Annotated in this window: 23 protein-coding genes and 1 pseudogene; 13 read left to right on the top strand and 11 right to left on the bottom strand. The window is 71.6% G+C overall.

The window, feature by feature from the left end; genetic code table 11:
• Nucleotides 1-70 precede the first annotated feature (70 nt).
• Together ACR5MH_RS07515 and ACR5MH_RS07510 are read right to left on the bottom strand one after the other, a co-directional pair.
• Nucleotides 71-460 carry an ROK family protein gene (locus ACR5MH_RS07515; protein ID WP_433862619.1) on the bottom strand — a complete coding sequence of 130 codons (390 nt, stop codon included), beginning with the start codon at nucleotides 458-460 and terminating at the stop codon, nucleotides 71-73.
• Between the two features lie 89 nt (nucleotides 461-549).
• Nucleotides 550-1,080 (bottom strand): annotated as a pseudogene (locus ACR5MH_RS07510) (ROK family protein); the annotation flags it as partial.
• A gap of 47 nt (nucleotides 1,081-1,127) precedes the next feature.
• Between ACR5MH_RS07510 and ACR5MH_RS07505 the strand changes: the two are divergent.
• Genes ACR5MH_RS07505 through ACR5MH_RS07485 form a run of 5 tightly spaced genes read left to right on the top strand, consistent with a single transcriptional unit; the run spans nucleotide 1,128 to nucleotide 6,198 of the window.
• Nucleotides 1,128-2,099, top strand: a complete 972-nt coding sequence (locus ACR5MH_RS07505; protein ID WP_431346672.1) for a sugar-binding transcriptional regulator — start codon at nucleotides 1,128-1,130, stop codon at nucleotides 2,097-2,099.
• The gene (gene deoC / locus ACR5MH_RS07500; protein WP_431346671.1) at nucleotides 2,096-3,136 is read left to right on the top strand and encodes a deoxyribose-phosphate aldolase; all 1,041 of its coding nucleotides are present in this window, start codon (nucleotides 2,096-2,098) and stop codon (nucleotides 3,134-3,136) included. Before ACR5MH_RS07505 ends, deoC begins: the two co-directional genes overlap by 4 nt.
• Before the next feature lie 17 nt (nucleotides 3,137-3,153).
• Nucleotides 3,154-4,689: an aldehyde dehydrogenase family protein gene (locus ACR5MH_RS07495; RefSeq protein WP_431346670.1), complete on the top strand. Its 1,536-nt coding sequence runs from the start codon at nucleotides 3,154-3,156 to the stop codon at nucleotides 4,687-4,689.
• Nucleotides 4,686-5,546, top strand: coding sequence for an aldehyde dehydrogenase family protein (locus ACR5MH_RS07490; RefSeq protein ID WP_431346669.1), 861 nt, complete (start codon nucleotides 4,686-4,688; stop codon nucleotides 5,544-5,546). The genes ACR5MH_RS07495 and ACR5MH_RS07490 overlap by 4 nt, the downstream gene beginning before the upstream one ends.
• A 58-nt stretch (nucleotides 5,547-5,604) precedes the next feature.
• Entirely contained in the window at nucleotides 5,605-6,198 is a 594-nt protein-coding gene (locus ACR5MH_RS07485; protein ID WP_431346668.1) for an SGNH/GDSL hydrolase family protein, read from the top strand.
• Nucleotides 6,199-6,201: 3 nt separating this feature from the next.
• Here the strand turns inward: ACR5MH_RS07485 and ACR5MH_RS07480 are convergent, their stop codons facing one another.
• Genes ACR5MH_RS07480 through ACR5MH_RS07470 form a run of 3 tightly spaced genes read right to left on the bottom strand, consistent with a single transcriptional unit; the run spans nucleotide 6,202 to nucleotide 8,352 of the window.
• Nucleotides 6,202-7,548 (bottom strand): M20/M25/M40 family metallo-hydrolase, encoded by a 1,347-nt coding sequence (locus tag ACR5MH_RS07480; RefSeq protein ID WP_433862461.1) that lies wholly within the window; start codon nucleotides 7,546-7,548, stop codon nucleotides 6,202-6,204.
• Nucleotides 7,545-8,072, bottom strand: a complete 528-nt coding sequence (locus ACR5MH_RS07475) for an O-acetyl-ADP-ribose deacetylase (RefSeq protein WP_431346667.1) — start codon at nucleotides 8,070-8,072, stop codon at nucleotides 7,545-7,547. Before ACR5MH_RS07475 ends, ACR5MH_RS07480 begins: the two co-directional genes overlap by 4 nt.
• A 1-nt stretch (nucleotide 8,073) precedes the next feature.
• On the bottom strand, nucleotides 8,074-8,352 hold the full coding sequence (locus tag ACR5MH_RS07470; RefSeq protein ID WP_431346666.1) for a metal-sensitive transcriptional regulator: 279 nt from the start codon (nucleotides 8,350-8,352) through the stop codon (nucleotides 8,074-8,076).
• A 151-nt stretch (nucleotides 8,353-8,503) separates the two neighbouring features.
• Here ACR5MH_RS07470 and ACR5MH_RS07465 point away from each other — a divergent pair, with 151 nt between their 5' ends.
• The 3 genes from ACR5MH_RS07465 to ACR5MH_RS07455 all read left to right on the top strand — a co-directional run bounded on the left by ACR5MH_RS07465 (nucleotide 8,504) and on the right by ACR5MH_RS07455 (nucleotide 11,797).
• Nucleotides 8,504-8,932, top strand: a complete 429-nt coding sequence (locus ACR5MH_RS07465; RefSeq protein ID WP_431346665.1) for an RbsD/FucU domain-containing protein — start codon at nucleotides 8,504-8,506, stop codon at nucleotides 8,930-8,932.
• A gap of 112 nt (nucleotides 8,933-9,044) precedes the next feature.
• Nucleotides 9,045-9,380, top strand: a complete 336-nt coding sequence (locus ACR5MH_RS07460) for a DUF6804 family protein (protein WP_431346664.1) — start codon at nucleotides 9,045-9,047, stop codon at nucleotides 9,378-9,380.
• Between the two features lie 170 nt (nucleotides 9,381-9,550).
• Complete coding sequence (locus ACR5MH_RS07455; protein ID WP_431346663.1) at nucleotides 9,551-11,797, top strand: DEAD/DEAH box helicase; 2,247 nt, start codon at nucleotides 9,551-9,553, stop codon at nucleotides 11,795-11,797.
• Nucleotides 11,798-11,821: 24 nt separating this feature from the next.
• Here ACR5MH_RS07455 and ACR5MH_RS07450 read toward each other — a convergent pair whose 3' ends face one another.
• Both ACR5MH_RS07450 and ACR5MH_RS07445 read right to left on the bottom strand, forming a co-directional pair.
• Nucleotides 11,822-12,013, bottom strand: a complete 192-nt coding sequence (locus ACR5MH_RS07450; protein ID WP_431346662.1) for a hypothetical protein — start codon at nucleotides 12,011-12,013, stop codon at nucleotides 11,822-11,824.
• Nucleotides 12,014-12,122: 109 nt separating this feature from the next.
• Complete coding sequence (locus ACR5MH_RS07445; protein WP_431346661.1) at nucleotides 12,123-12,518, bottom strand: DUF3224 domain-containing protein; 396 nt, start codon at nucleotides 12,516-12,518, stop codon at nucleotides 12,123-12,125.
• Between the two features lie 75 nt (nucleotides 12,519-12,593).
• Here ACR5MH_RS07445 and ACR5MH_RS07440 point away from each other — a divergent pair, with 75 nt between their 5' ends.
• The 3 genes from ACR5MH_RS07440 (at nucleotide 12,594) to ACR5MH_RS07430 (ending at nucleotide 15,310) form a co-directional block, all read left to right on the top strand.
• Nucleotides 12,594-13,214 carry a CYTH domain-containing protein gene (locus ACR5MH_RS07440; RefSeq protein ID WP_431346660.1) on the top strand — a complete coding sequence of 207 codons (621 nt, stop codon included), beginning with the start codon at nucleotides 12,594-12,596 and terminating at the stop codon, nucleotides 13,212-13,214.
• Nucleotides 13,215-13,294: 80 nt separating this feature from the next.
• On the top strand, nucleotides 13,295-14,323 hold the full coding sequence (locus ACR5MH_RS07435) for a 6-phosphofructokinase (RefSeq protein WP_431346659.1): 1,029 nt from the start codon (nucleotides 13,295-13,297) through the stop codon (nucleotides 14,321-14,323).
• 60 nt (nucleotides 14,324-14,383) lie between these two features.
• A complete protein-coding gene (locus ACR5MH_RS07430) occupies nucleotides 14,384-15,310 on the top strand; it encodes an NADP-dependent oxidoreductase (protein WP_431346658.1) in 927 nt (308 codons plus the stop codon).
• Between the two features lie 8 nt (nucleotides 15,311-15,318).
• On the opposite strand, the gene ACR5MH_RS07425 is transcribed toward ACR5MH_RS07430, so the two are convergent.
• Nucleotides 15,319-16,611 carry an alpha/beta hydrolase gene (locus tag ACR5MH_RS07425; RefSeq protein WP_433862460.1) on the bottom strand — a complete coding sequence of 431 codons (1,293 nt, stop codon included), beginning with the start codon at nucleotides 16,609-16,611 and terminating at the stop codon, nucleotides 15,319-15,321.
• A gap of 136 nt (nucleotides 16,612-16,747) precedes the next feature.
• Here ACR5MH_RS07425 and ACR5MH_RS07420 point away from each other — a divergent pair, with 136 nt between their 5' ends.
• The gene (locus tag ACR5MH_RS07420; RefSeq protein ID WP_431346656.1) at nucleotides 16,748-17,155 is read left to right on the top strand and encodes a hypothetical protein; all 408 of its coding nucleotides are present in this window, start codon (nucleotides 16,748-16,750) and stop codon (nucleotides 17,153-17,155) included.
• Here the strand turns inward: ACR5MH_RS07420 and ACR5MH_RS07415 are convergent.
• Together ACR5MH_RS07415 and ACR5MH_RS07410 are read right to left on the bottom strand one after the other, a co-directional pair.
• Nucleotides 17,133-18,443, bottom strand: a complete 1,311-nt coding sequence (locus tag ACR5MH_RS07415; protein WP_431346655.1) for an alpha-hydroxy-acid oxidizing protein — start codon at nucleotides 18,441-18,443, stop codon at nucleotides 17,133-17,135. The genes ACR5MH_RS07420 and ACR5MH_RS07415 overlap by 23 nt on opposite strands.
• A 75-nt stretch (nucleotides 18,444-18,518) precedes the next feature.
• Nucleotides 18,519-19,223 carry a LysR substrate-binding domain-containing protein gene (locus ACR5MH_RS07410; RefSeq protein WP_431346654.1) on the bottom strand — a complete coding sequence of 235 codons (705 nt, stop codon included), beginning with the start codon at nucleotides 19,221-19,223 and terminating at the stop codon, nucleotides 18,519-18,521.
• 54 nt (nucleotides 19,224-19,277) lie between these two features.
• Here ACR5MH_RS07410 and ACR5MH_RS07405 point away from each other — a divergent pair, with 54 nt between their 5' ends.
• Nucleotides 19,278-19,664: a DUF5997 family protein gene (locus tag ACR5MH_RS07405; protein ID WP_431346653.1), complete on the top strand. Its 387-nt coding sequence runs from the start codon at nucleotides 19,278-19,280 to the stop codon at nucleotides 19,662-19,664.
• 1 nt (nucleotide 19,665) lies between these two features.
• Here the strand turns inward: ACR5MH_RS07405 and ACR5MH_RS07400 are convergent, their stop codons facing one another.
• Entirely contained in the window at nucleotides 19,666-20,079 is a 414-nt protein-coding gene (locus ACR5MH_RS07400) for a DUF1622 domain-containing protein (protein ID WP_431346652.1), read from the bottom strand.
• Nucleotides 20,080-20,109 lie beyond the last annotated feature (30 nt).

Raw genomic sequence — 20,109 nt, 5'->3', positions numbered from 1 at the left:
TCTCTTCCTCACTTTCTCCCGCGACACGCCGGTGCAGAGCGGGAGAAAGTGAGGAAGCGATGGCTGCGGGCTAGTCGCGGGGGTTGGTCGGGAGGAGGGCGCTGCGGTGGATGAGGGCGGCCGCGCCGATGAGCGGGCCCTCGGAGGAGAGGGCGCTCGGGACGATGCGCACCTTGCGCACGAACGGGAAGTAGTGGGCTTCGATCACCTCGCGCATGTGCGCGAACAGGTCGGGCGTGGAATGCGAGAAGCCTCCGCCGATGGCGACCAGTTCCAGGTCGAGCAGCGCTGTCGCCGAGGCGATCGCGTGGCCGACGGCGCGGCCGGTGCGGGTGATCGCCGCGACGGCGACCTCGTCGCCGGAGGCGTAGGCGGCGGCGAGCTCCTCGCCGGTCGTGCCGGTGAAGCCCTGGCGGCGAGCCCAGGCGACGGTGTGCGGGCCGGAGGCGATGGCCTCCAGGGCGTAGGGGCGCCGAACGTGTCCTCGCCCCTCAGCGCTTCTCCGGCGAAGGTGGCCCCGACCTCCACGTGCCCGATGTGCCCGGCGTTGCCGGTCGGGCCGGTGATGACGCGGCCGTCGACGATGAGGCCGCCGCCGATGCCCGTCGAGATCACCATCCCCATCACGTTGTCGACGCCCTGCGCCGCGCCCACCCAGTGCTCGGCCATCGTGATCGCCACGCCGTCCATCTCCAGCGTCACCGGCACGTCGAGGCCGAGGGAGGTCACCACCGAGCCGATGAAGTCACGGAGCGGGTAGTCGCGCCAGTCCGGCACGTTGAGCGGCGAGACGAGCCCGTGCTTGCGGTCGATCGGTCCGGCGCAGCCGATGCCGACGCCGACGATCGTGGCGCCCTCCGGGAGGCCGGCGAGCGCGTCGCGGACGACACCGCCGACCGAGGACTCGAGGTCGGCGACCGTCGCTGTGCGACCGGTGGGGCGACGGTGGCGGGAGCCGCCGAGGAGGACGCCGTCCGCGTCCACGAGGGCGGCTTCGACCTTGGTTCCGCCGAAGTCGACGGCGAGTGCGAGGGGAGAGGCAGACACGAGCCAACGATAAACGAAACCGGCCCCGCTCATTTGAGCAAAGAGCGCGCAACCGTTGCACCCCGTCCTAAGCTGGTCGGGTGGCCCTGAACGATACCGACGAGATCCTCGCCGTCAAAGCCGCAGAGCTGTACTACGAAGCCGGCAAGACCCAGGACGAGATCGGCGTCGCCCTCAACGTCTCCCGGTGGAAGGTCGGCCGGCTCCTGGTGGCGGCGCGCGAGCACGGCTTCGTGCGCATCGAGATCGTGCACCCGAGCGCCAGGAAGTTCTCACTGGAGCGCGAGCTGTGCGGCTTCTACGGGCTGGTGGACGCCGTCGTGGTCCCCGCCGCCGACTCCGACTCCGACTCGCAGGCCCGTGTCGCGCAGGCCGCGGCCGACTACCTCACGACCCTTCGTCCCGTCCCGCGCACGCTCGGCGTGAGCTGGGGCCGCACCCTCCACGCCGTCGCCGCGCGGCTGCGCCCGGGCTGGGCCGTGGGCGTGAACCCCGTCCAGATCAACGGCAGCGTGTCGAGCACGCGGCAGGCGACCGCCGCGGCGGACACGGCCGTGGTGATGGCCCGCAAGGCCCAGGGCACCGCCACCCTGCTCCCGAGCCCGGCGATCTTCGAGCACGCGGCCACGCGCCGCGCGATCGAGGCCGACCGGTCCGTGCAGTCGGTGCTGGAGCTCGCCCGCAGTGCGAACGCCTACCTGTTCAGCGCCGGAGTGGTCGACACGAGTTCCGTCCACGTCGACTCCGGCTACCTGTCGCCGGAGGACGTGCTCGCCCTGGCCGACAAGGGCGCCGTCGGCGACGTCGTCGGCCGGTTCATCGACGACGCCGGGCAGGTCGCCGATCCCGAGCTCGACGGCCGCACCCTCGGCCTCACCCTCGACGAGCTCCGCAACGCCGGCACCTCCATCGCGGTCATCGCCGGGGAGGCCAAGCACGGCATCGCCCACGCGGTCGTCGCCAGCGGGCTGTGCACCATTCTGATCACCGACGAGTCGACCGCCAACGACCTCCTCGGCCGTGCGCCGAACATGAGAAAGCAGACGTCATGACCATCGAAACGACACCGCCGGTGCGCACTCTCGCGCCGGCGGCCCGCGCCGTCGAGGTGCTGGGCGGCGACCTCACCGAGGGCTCGCTCCGGCGTTACCTCGGCGGCATCCCCGGTGTGGACGCGGTCGGGCTGGAGCAGCGCGCGGCCGGCCTCGGCACCCGCTCCATCAAGACCACCACCAAGGCCTGGGCGCTCGACAAGATCATCGAGCTGATCGACCTGACCACGCTGGAGGGCGCGGACACGCCCGGCAAGGTGCGCTCGCTCGTCGCCAAGGCCCTCACGCCCGACCCGAGCGACCTGACCGCCCCGCGGCCCGCCGCGGTGTGCGTGTACGGCGACATGGTGCCCTACGCCGTGGAGGCGCTGGGCGCCTCCCACGCCGGCCGCATGGCCCGCGAGACCGGGCAGACCGGCGGCATCAACGTCGCCGCCGTCGCCACCGCCTTCCCGTCCGGCCGCGCCTCGCTGCCGGTCAAGCTCGCCGACACCTCCGACGCCGTCGCGGCCGGCGCGGACGAGATCGACATGGTCATCGACCGCGGCGCGTTCCTCTCCGGCCGGTACGGGCTCGTCTTCGACGAGATCGTGGCCGTCAAGGAGGCCTGCCGCCGCGACGACGGCAGCTACGCCCACCTCAAGGTCATCCTGGAGACCGGCGAACTGAACACCTACGACAACGTGCGCCGTGCGTCCTGGCTGAGCATCCTCGCGGGCGCCGACTTCATCAAGACCTCCACCGGCAAGGTGTCGCCCGCCGCGACCCTCCCGGTGACGCTGCTGATGCTGGAGGTCGTGCGCGACTGGCACCGCCTGACAGGCGAGGAGATCGGCGTGAAGCCGGCGGGCGGCATCCGCTCGTCGAAGGACGCCATCAAGTACCTCGTGACGGTCGCGGAGACCGTCGGCGAGCGCTGGCTGCAGCCGCACCTGTTCCGGTTCGGCGCCTCCAGCCTGCTCAACGACGTGCTGCTGCAGCGCCAGAAGCTGCACACCGGGCACTACTCCGGCGCCGACTACGTGACCATCGACTGAGACGGGACGACAACACCATGAGCTTCCTCGAGTACGCCCCGGCCCCCGAGTCGCGCGCCATCCTCAACCTGCGCGACCAGTACGGCCTCTTCATCGACGGCGAGTTCGTCGACGGGCACGGCACTCCCTTCCAGACCATCTCTCCGGCGACGGAGGAGCGCATCGCGACGATCGCGACCGCCGACTCCGCCGACGTCGACCGTGCCGTCGCCGCCGCCCGGCGCGCCTACGACCGGGTCTGGTCGCGGATGAGCGGCAGCGACCGCGGCAAGTACCTGTTCCGCATCGCCCGCCTCATTCAGGAGCGCGCCCGCGAGCTCGCCGTGGCCGAGAGCCTGGACAACGGCAAGCCGATCAAGGAGAGCCGCGACGTCGACGTGCCCCTGGTCGCCGCCTGGTTCTTCTACTACGCCGGCTGGGCCGACAAGCTGGAGCACGCCGGTCTCGGCCCCGCGCCGCGTGCGCTGGGCGTGGCAGCGCAGGTCATCCCGTGGAACTTCCCGCTGCTCATGCTGGCGTGGAAGATCGCGCCGGCCCTCGCCGCGGGCAACACGGTCGTGCTGAAGCCCGCGGAGACCACCCCGCTGACCGCGCTGCTGTTCGCCGAGATCGTGCAGCAGGCCGACCTCCCCGCCGGTGTCGTCAACATCGTCACGGGCGCGGGGGAGACCGGCCGCGAGCTGGTCGCCCACCCGGACGTGAACAAGGTCGCCTTCACCGGCTCCACCGCCGTCGGCCGCGAGATCGCGCGCTCGGTGGCCGGCACCGAGAAGAAGCTCACGCTGGAGCTCGGCGGCAAGGCCGCGAACATCGTCTTCGACGACGCGCCGATCGACCAGGCCATCGAGGGCATCGTCAACGGCATCTTCTTCAACCAGGGCCACGTCTGCTGCGCGGGCAGCCGCCTGCTGGTGCAGGAGAGCGTGCACGACGAGGTCGTCGACCGCCTGAAGCGCCGCCTCTCCACGCTGCGCCTCGGCGACCCGCTGGACAAGAACACCGACATCGGCGCGATCAACAGCGCCGAGCAGCTCCAGCGCATCCGTGAGCTCTCCGATATCGGGGAGGCCGAGGGCGCCGACCGTTGGACCGCCGAGTGCGCGATCCCCGAGAACGGCTTCTGGTTCGCCCCGACCATCTTCGACAACGTGTCGACCAGCCACCGGATCGCCCGCGAGGAGATCTTCGGCCCGGTGCTGTCGGTGCTGACCTTCCGCACCCCGGCTGAGGCGATCGCCAAGGCGAACAACACGCCGTACGGCCTCTCGGCCGGCATCTGGACGGACAAGGGCAGCCGCATCCTGGCCGTCGCCGACCAGCTCCGCGCCGGGGTGATCTGGGCGAACACCTTCAACCGCTTCGACCCGGCCAGCCCGTTCGGCGGCTACAAGGAGTCCGGCTACGGACGCGAGGGCGGCCGTCACGGCCTCGGCGCCTACCTGGTGCCCGGGCGCTCGCTGCCCGCAGCACGTCCGGCGGTCACGGCCTCCGGCTCGCGCGCGGCCTCCCGCACCTCCACCCGCACCACGACCCGCAAGGGAGCGACGAAATGAGCCGCCTGGCCGTGCCGAAGACCTACAAGCTCTACATCGGCGGGAAGTTCCCGCGCTCCGAGTCCGGCCGCACCTTCGAGGTCGTCTCGTCGAAGGGGGCGTTCCTGGCGAACGCCGCCAAGGCCTCCCGCAAGGACGCCCGTGACGCCGTCGTCGCCGCGCGCGGCGCGTTGCCCGGTTGGGCCGGGGCGACCGCCTACAACCGCGGCCAGGTGCTCTACCGCATCGCCGAGCTGATGGAGGGCCGCCGGGCCCAGTTCGTGGACGAGATCGTGTCCTCGGAGGGCGTCTCGGCCGCCGTCGCCGGCGCCCAGGTGGACGAGGCGATCGACCGGTGGGTCTGGTATGCCGGCTGGGCCGACAAGTTCGTCCAGGTGGCGGGCAACGCCAACCCCGTCGCGGGCCCGTACTTCAACATCTCGGTGCCGGAGCCGACCGGAGTGGTCGCGATCGTCGCCCCGCAGGACTCCAGCCTGCTCGGCTTCGTCAGCGCCGTCGCCCCGGCGCTGGTGGCCGGCAACACGGTCGTCGTCGTGGCCAGCGAGCGCTTCCCGCTCTCGGCGATCAGCCTGAGCGAGGTGCTCGCGACCAGCGACGTGCCCGGCGGCGTGGTCAACATCCTCACCGGCTCGCCGGCGGAGATCGCCCCGTGGCTGGCCTCCCACGCCGACGTCAACGCGCTCGACCTGGTCGGCGCGGGAGCGCTCGAGTGGGTGGACCTGCAGATCGCCGCGGCCGACACGCTGAAGCGCGTCCTGACGCCGGAGAACGGCCCGGACGCCGCCGCACCGTCGCTCGACCGCATCGCGTTCTTCACCGAGACGAAGACGGTCTGGCACACCAAGTCGCTGCTGTAGCCGCCCGGTCGCCGTCGACACCCTTCCGACCTCCCACGTTCTGAGGGAGGATGGGAGGATGAGCGACGGGTGGGGATCGGGGAACGGGCCTCTCGTCCTGGTCGGCGACAGTCTGACCCAGGGCGGCGACTGGGCGGCGTGGCTGCCCGGCGAGGACGTCCTCAACCTCGGCGTCGCGGGCGACACCTCCGACGACGTGCTCGCCCGGCTGAGCGACGTGGTCGAGGCCCGCCCGGCGGTGGTCGCCCTCCTCATCGGAACCAACGACCTGGCCTGGCGCCGGTCCGTCGAGCACGTGGTCCGCAACGTCGAGACCATCCTGGTGACGCTTCGCAAGGAGCTGCCCGAGGTGCGCATCCTGGTGCAGTCGGTGATGCCGCGCGGCCACGAGTTCGCCGATCAGATCCGCGACATCAACCGCCACCTGTGGCAGTTCGCCCCCACCGTCCACGCCGCCTGGCTCGACCTCTGGCCGGCGATGGCACTGGAGGACGGTGAGCTGAACCCCGCGTACACGGACGACCGCCTCCACCTCAACGCGGAGGGGTACCGGGCGTGGCTGGGGGAGCTGGTGCCCGGGCTGGAGCGGGCACGGCAGCTGCCGCCGAGCAGCCGGGCGATCCAGTTGCCGGATCTGGGCGGGGCGGCGTAGGGGCTACCGCCCGCGCAGCACCTCTTCGTAGAACCGGATCCCCCGCAGCCACGTCGCCACGTGGATGCGCTCGTTCCGCGCGTGCAGGGTCCCGCGCTCCTCGGCGCTCATCGCGAAGGGCGTGAACCGGTACACGGCGTCGCTGATGGTCGTGAAGTGACGGCCGTCGCTCGCGGCGAGCATGATGTAGGGCGTCACCACCGCGTCCGGGTGCACGGCCGCGATGCTCTCTGCCACCGCCTCCCACTCCGGGCCGGTGGTGGGGGAGACCGGGGACGGCTCGGTGGGGTCGATCGTCTCGATGCGCACGAGCGGGTCGTGGATGGCGCGGCGGAGGTGGGCGACGGTCTCCGCGACGCTCGACCCGACTGCGATGCGCACGTTGAGCACCGCCGACGCGGTCTCCGGCAGCGCGTTGGCCGCGAGGCTGCCGCTCAGCTGCGTGACCGCGGTCGTCGTGCGGACCATGGCACGCGTCTCGTCGCTCAGCCGGCCGAGGACGGGGATTAGAGCCGGCTTCAGCCGCCGGGCGCGCGTGAACACTGCGCGCAGCGGGCCGGTGGCGTGCGCGCCGAGCGTCTCCACCATCTGGAGGTTCGTCTCTGAGAGCCGGGCAGGGAAGGGCCGGGCGTTCAGCCGCGTGATCGCGCGGGCCAGCCGGACGGTCGCCGTCATCTTCGGCGGGGTGGAGGCGTGGCCGCCCTGCTGCTCGACCGTCAGGCGGACGCTCGTGATGCCCTTCTCGCTCACTCCGACGACGGCGATCGGCTTGGTCACGCCGGGGAAGATACCCTCGACCACGGCTCCGCCCTCGTCCAGCACCAGGGTCGGCCGGACGCCCCGCCCGGCGAGAGCGGAGACGATCGCCTGCGCGCCGGAGCCGACCGTCTCCTCGTCGTGGCCGAAGCTGAGGTACACGTCTGCCGCGGGGGTGTGGCCGGCGGCGACGAGGGCCTCCACGGCCTCCAGGATGGCCGCCAGCGCACCCTTGTCGTCCAGGGTGCCGCGGCCCCAGAGCACGCGGTCGTCGCCGGAGCCGCTGAGCTCCGCGCCGAACGGCGGGTGCTCCCAGCCCTCGTCGGTGGCGGGGACGACGTCGTAGTGCGCCATCAGGACGGTGGGGGCGCCGTCGCCCGCGCCGCGCCACCGGTAGAGCAGCGAGCGGCCGTGTGTTTCGCGTTCCAGGACGCCGTGCAGGCGAGGGTACAGCTCGGGCAGCGCCGCCGCGAACGCGTCGAACGCTGCCCAGTCGGTCTCCTCGACCGCGCTGCGCGACATGGTCGGGATGCGCAGGAGCGTGCGGAACCGCTCGACGGCCACGTCGCCGTCGAAGCGGGGAGCGTCGCTCACTCGCCGGCCGCCGCGCGGAACGCCGCCAGGGCGTCATCGCTGAACAGCACGAAGCGCACCAGCTCGACCGAGCCGACGCCGGAGGACAGCACGGCGCGTGCGGTGCTCACCGCGATCCGTGCCGCGTCGTCCATCGGCCAGCCGTAGATCCCGGCGGACACGGCGGGGAAGGCGACGGTCTCCGCGCCGAGCTCGCGCGCGACCCGCAGCGACGACCGGTAGGCGTTCTGCAGGTCCGGAGTGCGGTCCTCGTGTTGCGCCCAGACCGGGCCGACGGTGTGGATGACCCACTGGGCGGGGAGGTCTCCCGCGGTGGTCGCCACGGCCTGACCTGTCGGCAGCCCGTCGGGCAGAGTGGTGGCGCGCAGCTGGCGGCAGGCGGCCAGGATGGCGGGGCCGCCGCGGCGGTGGATGGCGCCGTCGACTCCGCCCCCGCCGAGGAGGGAGCTGTTGGCAGCGTTGACGACCGCGTCCACGGCCTGCTCGGTGATGTCGCCGCGGACGATCTCGATCGGATCCGCCACGTCAGCCCCGGTTGTTCGAGAGCTCGTACACCTTCAGGAGCTCGAGGATGGCGTCGTCGCGCTGGTCCCCGCCCTCCTCGAACATCTCCGAGACGTGGGTCTTCAGATGGTTCTCGACGAGCAGCTTGTTGAGCGACCCGAGCGATTTCTGGATGGCGAGCGACTGGGTGATGATGTCGACGCAGTAGTCCTCGTTCTCGATCATCTTCTCGAGGCCGCGCAGCTGCCCCTCGAGGATGCGCGTGCGGTGCAGCGCCCGCTTCTTGATGTCTGCGATCACGCTTCCCAGGATACCGCGGAAACCGGATACCCCGGCGAGGTATGCGGAAGGATCCCATGCACCCCCTAAAGGGGGTGTGAGAGGACATACCGGGAGGTCTATCCTCCCAACAGGGGTTGAGAAATATTCGTTTTACAGGAAAGGCCCGACTTTGCTGAAGAACCTCAGCCCGCTGCTGTCCGGTGCGCTCTTGAGCGCCCTCGACGCTCTGCACGAAGGCGACACGCTTACCCTTGTCGGCAGCGGCTATCCCGAAGAAGCACTCACCGCGCCCATCGTCCTCCTGGGGGAGGACGTCACCACCGAAGCCGCCGCCGAGGCCATCCTCAGCGTGTTCCCGCTCGACACCGCAGACCCGTCGCCGATCGTCTTCCTCGACCTCGCCGACGAGCCGTACGACGTTCCCGACGTCGCCTTCGCGGTCAACGGCATCGCTTCGGACGCGGAGTTGCGTCGCATCCCGATGAGCCGGCTCGACCTCGAGCCGTTCGTCGAGTTGGCCCGCCGCTCCGCGGTCATCGTCCGTGTGGGATCGGACGCGCCGCCGTGCGCGTTCCTGTTCCACAGGGGCGCCCTCTGAACGCACTGCACCAGCAGCCGTCCGCGCCCCGGGGATGAGGTCTCGTCCCGGGGGCGCGGACCGTTCAGGGGCGCCGCCGGGCGCGTCCTGCCCGGTCGCTTAGAGTTGGACGGTGCCCTACACCCCGCAGCCGCCCGCCTACAACCGCGCCGCCCTGGCGCCCGGCATCCTCGGCGCTCTGGTGCTGCTCTTCGGGCTCGCGTTCGCGGACTGGTACACCTACATGGAGTACGCGGTCTGCATCCTGGCGCTCATCCTCTGCGTGTTCTCCTGGCAGGCGAGGAGCCGGTGGTGGCTGGCCGGGCTGATCCCCATTGCGGTGCTCTGGAACCCGATCTTCCCGGTGCCCGGGCTCACCCCGGCGTTGCCGTTGCTGAGCCTCGCCGCGGCCGCCGTCTTCGTCGCAGCGGGCATCCTGATCAAGATTCCGGCCGACACACGCCGCTGACCCGTCGCGATACGGTAAAATGACGGTTGCACGGCCGTCCTGCGTCGTGCGCCCGGCGTTCTGCGATGCTCGGTACGGACCACTCGGTTCCGCTCCCCGCCGCCGCGCCGGCCCTCACGCCAAATGGCGTCGCGTCCTCTGTCGGCGCGCGGCGCATCCACTGGAGGACCATGTCTCGTTCGGGTCAGCGCACGTCGGGTCAGCGCACGTCGGGTCAGCGCACGCCGCAACAGGGTGCGGCACAGCAGCGCCCGTCCGGTCAAGGTGCGGCGCAGCGCGCTTCATCGCGACCGCAGCAGCAGCGCCGCAACCGCCACGCCAACAACGACGGGCTCATCCCCGTGCTCGCGCGCAAGGTGCGCGAGGTGGAGGCCAAGGCCGCAGAGGGGAAGAAGCTCGGCCCGACGAACCGCACCAAGTTCCAGGTCATCGCGTTCCTCATGCGCGAGGAGCGCGCCCGCGTCAAGGCCGACACCGAGCTGAGCGACGCCGCGCGCGCCGAGCAGCTCAAGCGCTTGGACGGCATCGCCACGATCCTGGCGAAGACCGCGGCCCGCGACACCTCGCTGATCTCGCTGCTCGAGAGCGAGGCGCCGCCCACCGCGACGGCGCAGAAGATCCGGCGCGACTGGCTGCTGGAGTCCGGGACCGAACTCAAGCCGGACGACCTCATCATCACGGTCGAGCGCGTGATCGCGCCCGAGAGCATCATCCCGCCGGAACTCGCCGAGAAGCAGGTCGTGCCCGCCTCGGTCAAGGCACGCCAGCTCTCCAACCCGTTCCTCGCCCCCGACTTCAGCAAGGGCGCCGCGGCCGCCCCAGCGCCGCGCCGGCGGCTCGACTCGTGGGAGCTGCTCGGGCCGCTGTTCAAGTCGTTCGAGTACGGCGCGGGAGGCCAGGCCGCGAGCATGGAGCTCCCGCCCGCGCCGAAGATCGACCGTTACTCGCCGCAGGGGCTGGAGCTCATGCACCACCAGTCGCGGTTCATCGAGAGCGTGCGCCAGGGCCACCGCCGCTTCCTGCTCGCCGACGAGCCGGGCCTCGGCAAGACCGCGCAGTCCGTTCTCGCCGCCTCGGTCGCCGGCGCCTACCCGCTGCTCGCCGTCGTGCCGAACGTCGTCAAGATGAACTGGGCGCGCGAGGTCGAGCGCTGGACGCCGAACCGCCGCGCCACCGTCATCCACGGTGACGGCGAAGGTCTCGACGCGTTCGCCGACGTGGTCATCGTCAACTACGAGGTGCTCGACCGGCACCTCTCCTGGCTGCGCACGCTCGGCTTCCAGGGCATGGTCGTCGACGAGGCGCACTTCATCAAGAACCTGCACTCGCAGCGGTCCCGGCTCGTGCTGGGCCTCGCCGAGGCGATCCGCGAGAAGGCGGCCGACCCGCTGCTGATCGCGCTCACCGGTACGCCGCTGATCAACGACATCGACGACTTCAAGGCGATCTGGCAGTTCCTCGGCTGGATCGACGGCAACAAGCCCACCGCGGAGCTGATGGAGAGTCTGGAGGAGACCGGCCTCACCCCGGCCGATTTCGGCTTCTACGCCGCCGCCCGCGAGTCCGTCATCGACCTGGGCATCGTCCGCCGCCGCAAGGTGGACGTGGCCGCCGACCTCCCGAGCCGTCGCGTGGTCGACCTCCCGGTCGAGCTGGACGACGACCTGGGCCGCTCCATCAAGCAGGCCGAGAAGGAGCTGGCCGCGCGCCTGGTCGCACGCTTCCACCGCGCGGCAGCCGCCGGCCGGCCGGACTCGTTCGACGGCGACGACGACGCGCACCGGAAGCACCTCATCCGCCTGGTCGCACAGTCCGAGCTGGAGGAGGCGAAGTCGACCAAGACCGGCGACAACGTCTTCACGATGGTCCGCAAGATCGGCCAGGCGAAGGCCGGCCTGGCCTCCGACTACACCGCCCAGCTCGCGCGCTCGGTCGGCAAGGTGGTGTTCTTCGCCAAGCACATCGACGTGATGGACGCGGCAGAGGAGGCGTTCGCCGCCCGCGACCTCAAGACCATCTCGATTCGCGGCGACCAGAGCGCACTCGCCCGGCAGAAGGAGATCGACGCCTTCAACAACGACCCGGAGGTCGCGGTCGCGGTCTGCTCGCTCACCGCGGCGGGGGTCGGTCTCAACCTCCAGGCCGCGTCCAACGTCGTGCTCGCCGAGCTGTCCTGGACGGCGGCCGAGCAGACGCAGGCGATCGACCGCGTGCACCGCATCGGCCAGGACGAGCCCGTCACGGCGTGGCGGATCATCGCCGCGCAGACCATCGACTCGAAGATCGCCGAGCTGATCGACTCCAAGCAGGGTCTGGCGGCCCGCGCGCTCGACGGCAGCGATGTCGAGATCGGTTCTGCCGACTCGGTGCAGCTCGACGCGCTCATCCACCTGTTGGAGGACGCGCTGGAGGCGTAAGCGGGGGAGCGGGCGGGAACCGCGTCAGCCGATTTCGGCGTCGTCCGGGTCGACCGGCACCGGGCGGTCGTCGTCCGGCAGGATGCGGTCGTCGTCCTCATCGTCGACCACCGGAAGGTCGTCCTCGTCGCGGATGACGCCGGCGGGCTCGTAGTCGCCCTCCTGCGCCTCGAGGAAGTCGTCGTCGTCCTCGCGGCTGCGGTCCGTCTCGCTCATGCACCGAGGGTACCGCGCAGGCCGACGACGCACGAGAGGCTCCGCGATTCGTGACGAATCGCGGCTTCGCCGGCGCGAAAACGATGATTCGTGACGAATCGCGGCGTGCTCAGCCGAGGTCGAACTCGAAGTAGGCGCCGCGGTCGTCGTGCCGGATGCGCGCCGGGCCACCGACGCGCGCGAAGTCGTCCGTGCCCGTGCCGGGGACGATGTAGCCGAACGCCGACGGGTCGTCCGGGTGCTGCAGCGCGCCGTGGTGGACCGTGAACGACCCGGAACGGCCGTCGTCCAGTGTTCCGGTGATCCGCTCGGCCGCGAGGTAGCCGCGGCCGCCCTCCTCCGTGCCCGACGACACGAAGTGCGCGACGGACTCGCCGATCAGGCCCTCCGTGTACGTCTTGCGCATCACGATCGCGCCGAGCCAGTCGCCGGGGATGCCGGGCAGCTCGGCCGGGTCCCAGCCGGTGACGTCGAAGCGGGCGGTGACGATGGGGGAGTTGTCCATGCCGGGAGCCTAACGAGTGCGCTCGCGCAGAGCTTGCAATTTCGCGACAGCGCGGAAGTGGACTAGACAGGGGACATGGCGCAGCACCATACCCAGCTCGAGATCGAGCGCAAGTACGACGTGGACGGCGACCTCCGCCCACCCCAGCTCGTCGGCGTCGGGGCGATCGCCGTCGAGAGCGGGCCAGAGACCGCCGAACTGGTGGCGACCTACTACGACACGGCCGACCTGCGGCTCGCCCGCCAGCGCGTCGCCGTCCGCGCGCGTCGCGGCGGCTCGGAAGAGGGCTGGCACGTCAAGCTCCCGCCGACCGGCGAGGGGCGGCCCGAGCTGCACTGGCCGCTCGGCGACGGCCAGAAGCCGCCGGCGGAGCTGCGGGAGACCATCCGCGAGCAGCTCGCCGACGGCGTACTGATCCCCGTGGCGCGGGTGACCAACAGCCGTGACACCACCGTCCTCAAGGACGCGGCGGGATTCGAGCTCGCCGAGCTGTGCGACGACCATGTGCGCGGCGAGAACCTGCAGACCGGCGCGAGCGACGCCTGGCGGGAGTGGGAGGTGGAGCTGCTCAGCGGCGCCCCCGACTCGCGCGAGCGCCGCACCGCGCTGCTCGACGGCATCGAGGCGGAGCTCCTGGCGGCGGGCGCCCGGCCCTCCGCGAGCTCGTCCAAGCTCCAGCGGGCGCTCGGCCTCTGAACCGGTTCGCGCTCCGGGATTTTGGTGCTCCGGTATCCCTCGGGCATGATGCTCAGGGGCGCAACGAGAAAGAGAGCAGCATGAAGATCGGCATCCTGACCAGCGGCGGCGACTGTCCCGGACTGAACGCGGTCATCCGCGGCGCGGTCCTCAAGGGCGACCGTGTGTACGGGTCCGAGTTCGCCGGGTTCCGCTACGGCTGGCGCGGCGTGGTCGAGGGCGACATCATGCCGCTCGACCGGCACAGCGTCCGCGGGCTCTCCCGTCAGGGCGGCACCATCCTCGGCTCCAGCCGCACGAACCCGTTCGAGAGCGACAAGGGCGGCCCGGAGAACATCCAGCGGATGATGGACGAGAACGGCATCGACGCGATCATCGCGATCGGCGGCGAGGGCACGCTCACGGCCGCCCGCCGCCTCACCGACGCCGGCCTCCGCATCGTCGGCGTGCCGAAGACCATCGACAACGACCTCGCCGCCACCGACTACTCCTTCGGCTTCGACACCGCAGTGGAGATCGCGACCGAGGCCATCGACCGCCTCCGCACCACCGCAGAGTCGCACCAGCGCTGCATGGTCGTGGAGGTCATGGGCCGCCACGTCGGCTGGATCGCCCTGCACTCGGGCATGGCCGGCGGCGCGCACGCCATCCTGATCCCGGAGCAGCCGCAGTCCATCGAGCAGATCTGCGAGTGGGTGGAGTCGGTGCGCGACCGCGGCCGGGCCCCGGTCATCGTCGTCTCCGAGGGCTTCCACCTCGACACGATGGAGGAGGCCCACTCGCACAAGGGCCTCGATGCGTTCAACCGTCCGCGCCTGGGCGGGATCGGCGAGATGCTGGCCCCGATGATCGAGGAGCGGACCGGCATCGAGTCACGCGCGTCGGTCCTCGGCCACATGCAGCGCGGTGGCGTGCCGAGCGCGTACGACCGCGTCCTCGCCACCCGGCTCGGCATGGCGGCGGTCGACGCGGCCTACGAGGGCCGCTGGGGCTCGATGGTGTCGCTGCGCGGCACCGACGTCGTGAACGTGTCGATCGCCGACGCCACGGGCGGCCTCAAGACGGTGCCGCCGGCGCGGTACGAGGAGGCTGCGCTGCTCTTCGGCTGACCCTCCCTTCCTGCCGGGTGCAGGGTTAGGCTCCACCGTATGAGCGGAAGGAGCCCGAAGGTGCCCAGATTCGTCCAGCTCGAGGAGTTCGGCTCGCGGGACTTCCTCCATCTCGTCGAGCGGGAGCGGCCGTGGCCGGGGCCGGGACAGGTGCTGGTGCGCGTGATGGCGGCGGGTCTCAACCCGATGGACGTCAAGGCGTACCGCAGCGAGAAAGCGGCCGCCCGGATGGGTGTGACCCTGCCGAGCGGCATGGGCCAGGACTTCGCCGGCTTCGTCGAGGAGCGCGGCGAGGGCGCCGAGCGCTTCGGACTCGGCCAGGCCGTGCTCGGCACCGCCCCGTTCGCCGCGCTCGCGGACTTCCTCGTGGTCGCCGAGGACGGGCAGATCATCGAGAAGCCCGACCCGCTCACCTTCGAGGTGGCCGGGTCGCTCGGGGTGGTCGGGCGCACCGCGATGGCGACGGCGGCCTCCCTCGACCTCGGCGAGACCGACACCGTGCTGGTGAGCGCCGCCGCGGGCGGGGTCGGGGTGCTCGCGGCGCAACTCGCGATCCGCTGCGGCGCCGCGGTGATCGGCACGGCGAGCGAGGAGAACCACGAGTTCCTGGAGACGCTGGGCATCCTCCCGGTCTCGTACGGGCCGGGCCTCGCCGAACGCGTGCAGGAGGTCCTCGACGACGGTCAGCGCGTGACGGCGGTCCTCGACAACCACGGGCCTGACACGATCGATGCGGCGATCGAGCTCGGCGTCCCTCCGGAGCGGATCAACACGATCGCCGCCTTCGGGCCGGACGCCCGCGGCGCGCGCACGGTGGGAGGGCGCACGGCGGGGAACGCCGAGCTGGCCGAGCTCGCCGACCTCCTGGCGCAGAACGAGCTGGTGCTGCCGATCGACTCGATCTTCCCGATCGAGCGCACGGCGGAGGCGTACGGGCGGCTGGAGGGCGGACACGTGCGCGGCAAGATCGTCATCGTGACCGACTGAGCGCTGCCTCAGCCCGGCTTCTGCAGCCCCAGCGTCGCGAACAGCAGCGGGAGGCCGCCGTTCAGCCCGCCCATCAGCGCGCCCATGCCGTGGCCTCCGGTCGGGATGTCGATGAACGCGCTCGCGATGCCGGCGCGTTCGGCCGCTCTCAGCGACTGGAGCGCCACCGCATGATAAACGGGGTCGTCTCGGCTCGCGCTGAAGATCATGGAGCCGGGGAATGCGCCCGGGGCGAGACGGTTGAGCGGCTTCGCCCGCTCGTATGCCGCCTTGTCACCGTGGAAGAAGTCGGTCAGAGTCGTCGCCGGGTGCTCGGCGCCCGGGTACTCCTCGCCCGACATGTCGAGGACGTTGGAGAACAGGTCGGGGTGGTCGATGCCGAAGGTGAGGGCGCAGAGCCCGCCGTTGGAGTATCCGGCGACGGACCAGAACCGGTGGTCGCGCGTGATCGGGAGGTGCGCGGCCGCCCACTCCGTGACATCCCGTGTGATGTAGCTCGCGGCGTTGCCGTACCGTGCCGTATCGAGGCACATCGTGTCGGGCATCCCGGGGCCGATCTGGTCGGCCACGACGACGACCGGGGCGAGTCCGTGATGCTGCGCAGCGAGAGCGTTCATCGCCGTCGCGATCGGTTCGGGGTCGGGGTTGCCGGGCTGCCCCATCATCATCACCACCAGCGGCAGCGCAGGCGGTCTCGCCACCAGGGCGGCCGGTGGCAGGTAGATGCCGGCCTCGCGTGCGTGGAAGCCGCTCCGCGTGCCCGGGATGTGTGCGGTGCCGGTCTTCCCGTGCAGCGGCATGTCGGCCGGCGCCTTCCAGTCCTTCCAGAGCGCGACGTCGTACGCCTTGCTGTTGCGTGCGAGGGGAGCGACCTTGATAGGGCTCGGGACGGTGATGGCCAGCAGGTTGCCGAGTGTGCGGTCCAACCCGTAGTCGGCGTTGATGCCGAGCGCCGCCGCCGCGACGAAGACGGGCGCCGCGACGATGGCGACGACGGTGCGCCAGCGCGGGGTCCGGCCGATGCTCACCGCGGCCACGGCGACCCCGCAGTAGGCCGCCGCGACCCACAGGTAGTTCCCCATGCCGAGGCCTTCGCCGAACAGATTGAGCCACCGCACGCAGATCAGCCAGCTGACCACCGCCGCGAGGAGCCCGCAGGCGACGGCGAGCCCGAGAGTGCGCAGCCGGCGCAGCGACGGGCGACGCGCCAGGAGCGCGACGAACAGCGCCCCCGCGAGACCGAACACCGTGAAAGGGATGGGCCCGTCGAGTACGTCGATGGAGAGCAGGGCGTCAAACATGACGCGGGGCCGGGATTCCCATGCGAGCAATCTATGGCTGAGAATCGAACAAACGGTGAACGCAGAGCGGGTGCCGAGGCGTATTCTCCCGTTTCGCCCCCGAATTGGGGTGAGGGATCTGCTGAGAGGAGCAGCCATGATCGACGAGGACACCGCACGCCTGCTGCGCGCCGCAGGACTGCGCTGGCAACCGGCATCGGGGGACACCTTCGCCATCGACCGGCCGGGGATGGCCGGGGAGCGTTTCACTGTGAGCGAGATGACGATCGAGCCGCACCACTTCGACACCGGCACCATCCTCGGCTTCAACGGCACCACCGAGTGGGCGCTCGACTCGCTCGCCGTCGAGGACGCGCTGTGGATCCCGCGCGAGGACCAGCTGCGGGAGCTGCTGGGCGGCTCCTTCCGCCACCTCGCCCGCACGGCCGACGGCTACCGGGTCACGCTGGAGCTGGAGGGCGCAGAGCGCTTCTTCGAGGAGGAGGACGCCGCGTCCGCCTACGCGCAGGCGCTGCTGTCGCTCATCGCGGCGGCAGTGGCGTAGCCAGCGCGGACCGGTCGAGGTCGGCGACCCGGGCGACGCCGCTGAGGCCGAGCGTGATGTCGAGTTCGGCCAGGAGGTTGCGGAGCAGTTCGCTCACGCCGCGCTCGCCGGCCAGGGCGAGGGCGTAGGCGTAGGGCCTCCCGACGGCGACGGCCGTCGCGCCGAGCGCCAGCGCGATCACCGCATCCGCCCCGCCGCGGATTCCGCTGTCGAACAGCACAGGAAGGCGGCCGGCGACCGCGTCCACCACGCCGGGCAGGGCGTCCAGCGCGGCGAGCTCGCCGTCGATCTGCCGTCCGCCGTGGGTCGAGACCTGCACGGCCTCCACGCCCGCGTCGACCGCCCGCCGGGCATCGTCCGGGTGCAGCACGCCTTTCAGGACGATCGGGAGGTCGGTGCGCTCGCGCAAGAACGCCAGGTCGTCCCAGCCCAGCGACGGGTCGGCGAACACGTCGAGGAACGTCTCGACCGCGGCGCGCGGCTCGCCGGAGCGCAGGTTCTCGCGCAGGTCGCCGGGATGGTGACGCAGGATGCTGGCGAACGACGCCAGCGCGGCAGGGGTGACGGCGCTGCGATCGCGGGGACCGGAGGACGCGATCCGCTCGCGCACCAGCCGGCGGAAGACCGGATCGCTGGTGTACTGGGCGATGCCGAGGCCGCGACTGAACGGCAGGTAGCCGAGGTCCAGGTCGCGCGGGCGCCAGCCCAGCACGTGCGTGTCCAGGGTGACCACGATCGCCTCGCAGCCGCTCGACTCCGCCCGCGCGACGAGGCTCGCGACCAGGTCGCGCGAGGAGCTCCAGTAGAGCTGGAACCAGCGTGCGGCGCCCGGCCGGACGTCCTCCATCGCGGCGGCGACGGCCTCCATGGGGGCGGATGCCTGGGTGGAGAGCACGGCCGGGACGCCGTGCGCGGCGGCGGCACGCGCGGCGGCCGCGTCGCCGTCCCGGTGGGCGAGCTCCAGCACGCCGATCGGAGCCAGCAGCAGCGGCGTGGGCAGCCGCCGCCCGAACAGTTCGATCGAGAGGTCGCGCTCGGAGACGTCGCGCAGCACGCGCGGTACGATCCGGTGCCGCGCGAACGCGTCGGTGTCCGCCCGGTCGGTGCGCTCCAGCCCGGCGGACCCCGCGATGTACGCGAAGGCGGCACGCGACAGCCGCCTCCGCGCGGCGCGCTCCAGCTCGGGGAACGCGACCGGGATGGCCGGCCGCCTCCCGCTCACGCCCGCGCGGTACACGACGCTCTGCGCCGCCCTCCCGATGCTGGTGCCCAGCGTCGTCGTGGTCATGTGCCCATTCTGCCCATCGACCTGGCAGGACACGCCGCCTCGCGACGCACAGACGGCGTGTCCTGCGAGGGGGCGTCAGCGCTTGCGCGGGCGCTTGGCAGTGCTGCGCTTGGCAGTGCTGCGCTTGGCGGCTGTCCGGGACGTGACGGACGCGGAGCGCTTGCCGCCCTTGGCGCCTTTGCCGCCCTTGCCGCCCTTGGCGCCTTTGGCGGACTGCTCTGCGTGCGCGGCCTCCGTCGCCGCGACCTCCGGGTTGCGCGAGCTGTGCGCCGTCCGTCCGCGCACGATGCCGATGAACTCGTCCACCAGCGGATGCTGCCCCTCGCGCGGCCAGGTGAGGCCGATCTGCGAAGTCGGGCCGTCCTCCAGGCGCATGGCGGTGACGTCCTTGCGGCGGAGCGCCTTCGCCACCGAGGCGGGCAGCAGCGCGATACCGTCGCCGGCGGCCACGCGGCGCATGAGCGACTCGGACGGCTCTCCGGTCACGCGGGCCTCGCCGTCGAGGTCGGCGAGGTGCAGCTTCTCCTCCAGCGTCAGCAAGTGCTCGTGGTGCACCACGACCACGACGTCTTCCGTGTAGAGCGGGATGAGGTGCCGGTCGTCGTCCGGCTCGGCGTCGCGCGCGAACGCCATGTCCGCGTCGCCAGCGGCCAGCGCGGCCAGTGGGTCGGCCGACGGCGTCACCACGAGCTCGACGTCGGGCTCCCGCTCGGCGAACGCGCGCGTCCATTTGCCGACCGTGACACCGGGCGGGAAGGCGAGGGCGAAACGGGAGGCCATGCAGGCCAGGCTACCGGCAGGCCGCACCGGTCTGCGGACGATACCCTGGAAGGCATGAAGCCCCAGACCATGAAGGCGGCCACCGCGGCCAAGAAGCTCGGCATCCTGCTGGCGGCGGCGCCGGAGGAGTTCCGCGACCGCGAGATCAGCCGCACCGAGCTCGACGAGCTGAACGCCAACCCGCCGGCCTGGCTGGTCACCCTCCGCGCCGACGGCCCGCACCCGCGTGACGTCGTCGCCCACAAGCTCGGCGTGAGCAACTCGGGCCTCGCCCGCGGCGGCGTCACGGAGCCGCTCACCACCGCCCAGATCAAGGCGCTCTTGGAGGAGAAGCCGCAGTGGCTGGTCGCCGAGCGCGCCACGCAGGCGGAGGTGCACGCCGAGAACGCGCGCGTGAAGCAGCGGAACGCCGAGCGCGCGGCGCGCGCCGGGCGCGACTGACCTACTGCTGTTCCGGCGCCCCCGTGGAGCCTGCCTTCCGGACCGCGTGCGCCAGCACCTCGGGCCCCGTGACGAACGCGCGGCGCCAGGGCGCGACGCCGTCGATCTCCACCTGCAGCGAGAAGCTCAGGATGGTCCGGATCAGCACGATGATTCCGAGCACGAGCGCGTCGGTGAGCGTCGGGCTCGAGGTCACCGTCTTGATCAGGTCGGCGGCGACCAGCAGTTCGAGGCCCAGCAGGATGACGCCGCCGAAGGCCTCACGCAGCGTGCGGAAGGCGTCCGCCCCGCTGTGCGTGCGCACCCAGACCGCGAGCGCGATCACGAGCGCCACGACGAAGCCGACCGCCAGGGCGGCGACGCCCGCGAACTCGAAGGCGACCCCGACCGCCTCGAAGACCGCGTGGGTGTCCATGCGCACATGGTGGCACACCGCGCTCGCGGT

It is taken from the genome of Streptomyces sp. L7 (assembly GCF_050990935.1).
Lineage (GTDB): Bacteria > Actinomycetota > Actinomycetes > Actinomycetales > Microbacteriaceae > Leifsonia.
Note: the sequence above shows the minus strand (reverse complement) of the source record. Positions and strands in the feature narration are given on the sequence as shown.

What these genes read in the sequence shown, in the direction of transcription:
- deoC (WP_431346671.1), top strand. Translation starts at nt 2,096, where the DNA reads ATGACCATCGAAACGACACCGCCGGTGCGCACTCTCGCGCCGGCGGCC.
- ACR5MH_RS07495 (WP_431346670.1), top strand. Translation starts at nt 3,154, where the DNA reads ATGAGCTTCCTCGAGTACGCCCCGGCCCCCGAGTCGCGCGCCATCCTC.
- ACR5MH_RS07490 (WP_431346669.1), top strand. Translation starts at nt 4,686, where the DNA reads ATGAGCCGCCTGGCCGTGCCGAAGACCTACAAGCTCTACATCGGCGGG.
- ACR5MH_RS07485 (WP_431346668.1), top strand. Translation starts at nt 5,605, where the DNA reads ATGAGCGACGGGTGGGGATCGGGGAACGGGCCTCTCGTCCTGGTCGGC.
- ACR5MH_RS07455 (WP_431346663.1), top strand. Translation starts at nt 9,551, where the DNA reads ATGTCTCGTTCGGGTCAGCGCACGTCGGGTCAGCGCACGTCGGGTCAG.
- ACR5MH_RS07450 (WP_431346662.1), bottom strand. Translation starts at nt 12,013, where the DNA reads ATGAGCGAGACGGACCGCAGCCGCGAGGACGACGACGACTTCCTCGAG.
- ACR5MH_RS07445 (WP_431346661.1), bottom strand. Translation starts at nt 12,518, where the DNA reads ATGGACAACTCCCCCATCGTCACCGCCCGCTTCGACGTCACCGGCTGG.
- ACR5MH_RS07440 (WP_431346660.1), top strand. Translation starts at nt 12,594, where the DNA reads ATGGCGCAGCACCATACCCAGCTCGAGATCGAGCGCAAGTACGACGTG.
- ACR5MH_RS07435 (WP_431346659.1), top strand. Translation starts at nt 13,295, where the DNA reads ATGAAGATCGGCATCCTGACCAGCGGCGGCGACTGTCCCGGACTGAAC.
- ACR5MH_RS07425 (WP_433862460.1), bottom strand. Translation starts at nt 16,611, where the DNA reads ATGTTTGACGCCCTGCTCTCCATCGACGTACTCGACGGGCCCATCCCT.
- ACR5MH_RS07420 (WP_431346656.1), top strand. Translation starts at nt 16,748, where the DNA reads ATGATCGACGAGGACACCGCACGCCTGCTGCGCGCCGCAGGACTGCGC.
- ACR5MH_RS07415 (WP_431346655.1), bottom strand. Translation starts at nt 18,443, where the DNA reads ATGACCACGACGACGCTGGGCACCAGCATCGGGAGGGCGGCGCAGAGC.
- ACR5MH_RS07410 (WP_431346654.1), bottom strand. Translation starts at nt 19,223, where the DNA reads ATGGCCTCCCGTTTCGCCCTCGCCTTCCCGCCCGGTGTCACGGTCGGC.
- ACR5MH_RS07405 (WP_431346653.1), top strand. Translation starts at nt 19,278, where the DNA reads ATGAAGCCCCAGACCATGAAGGCGGCCACCGCGGCCAAGAAGCTCGGC.
- ACR5MH_RS07400 (WP_431346652.1), bottom strand. Translation starts at nt 20,079, where the DNA reads ATGGACACCCACGCGGTCTTCGAGGCGGTCGGGGTCGCCTTCGAGTTC.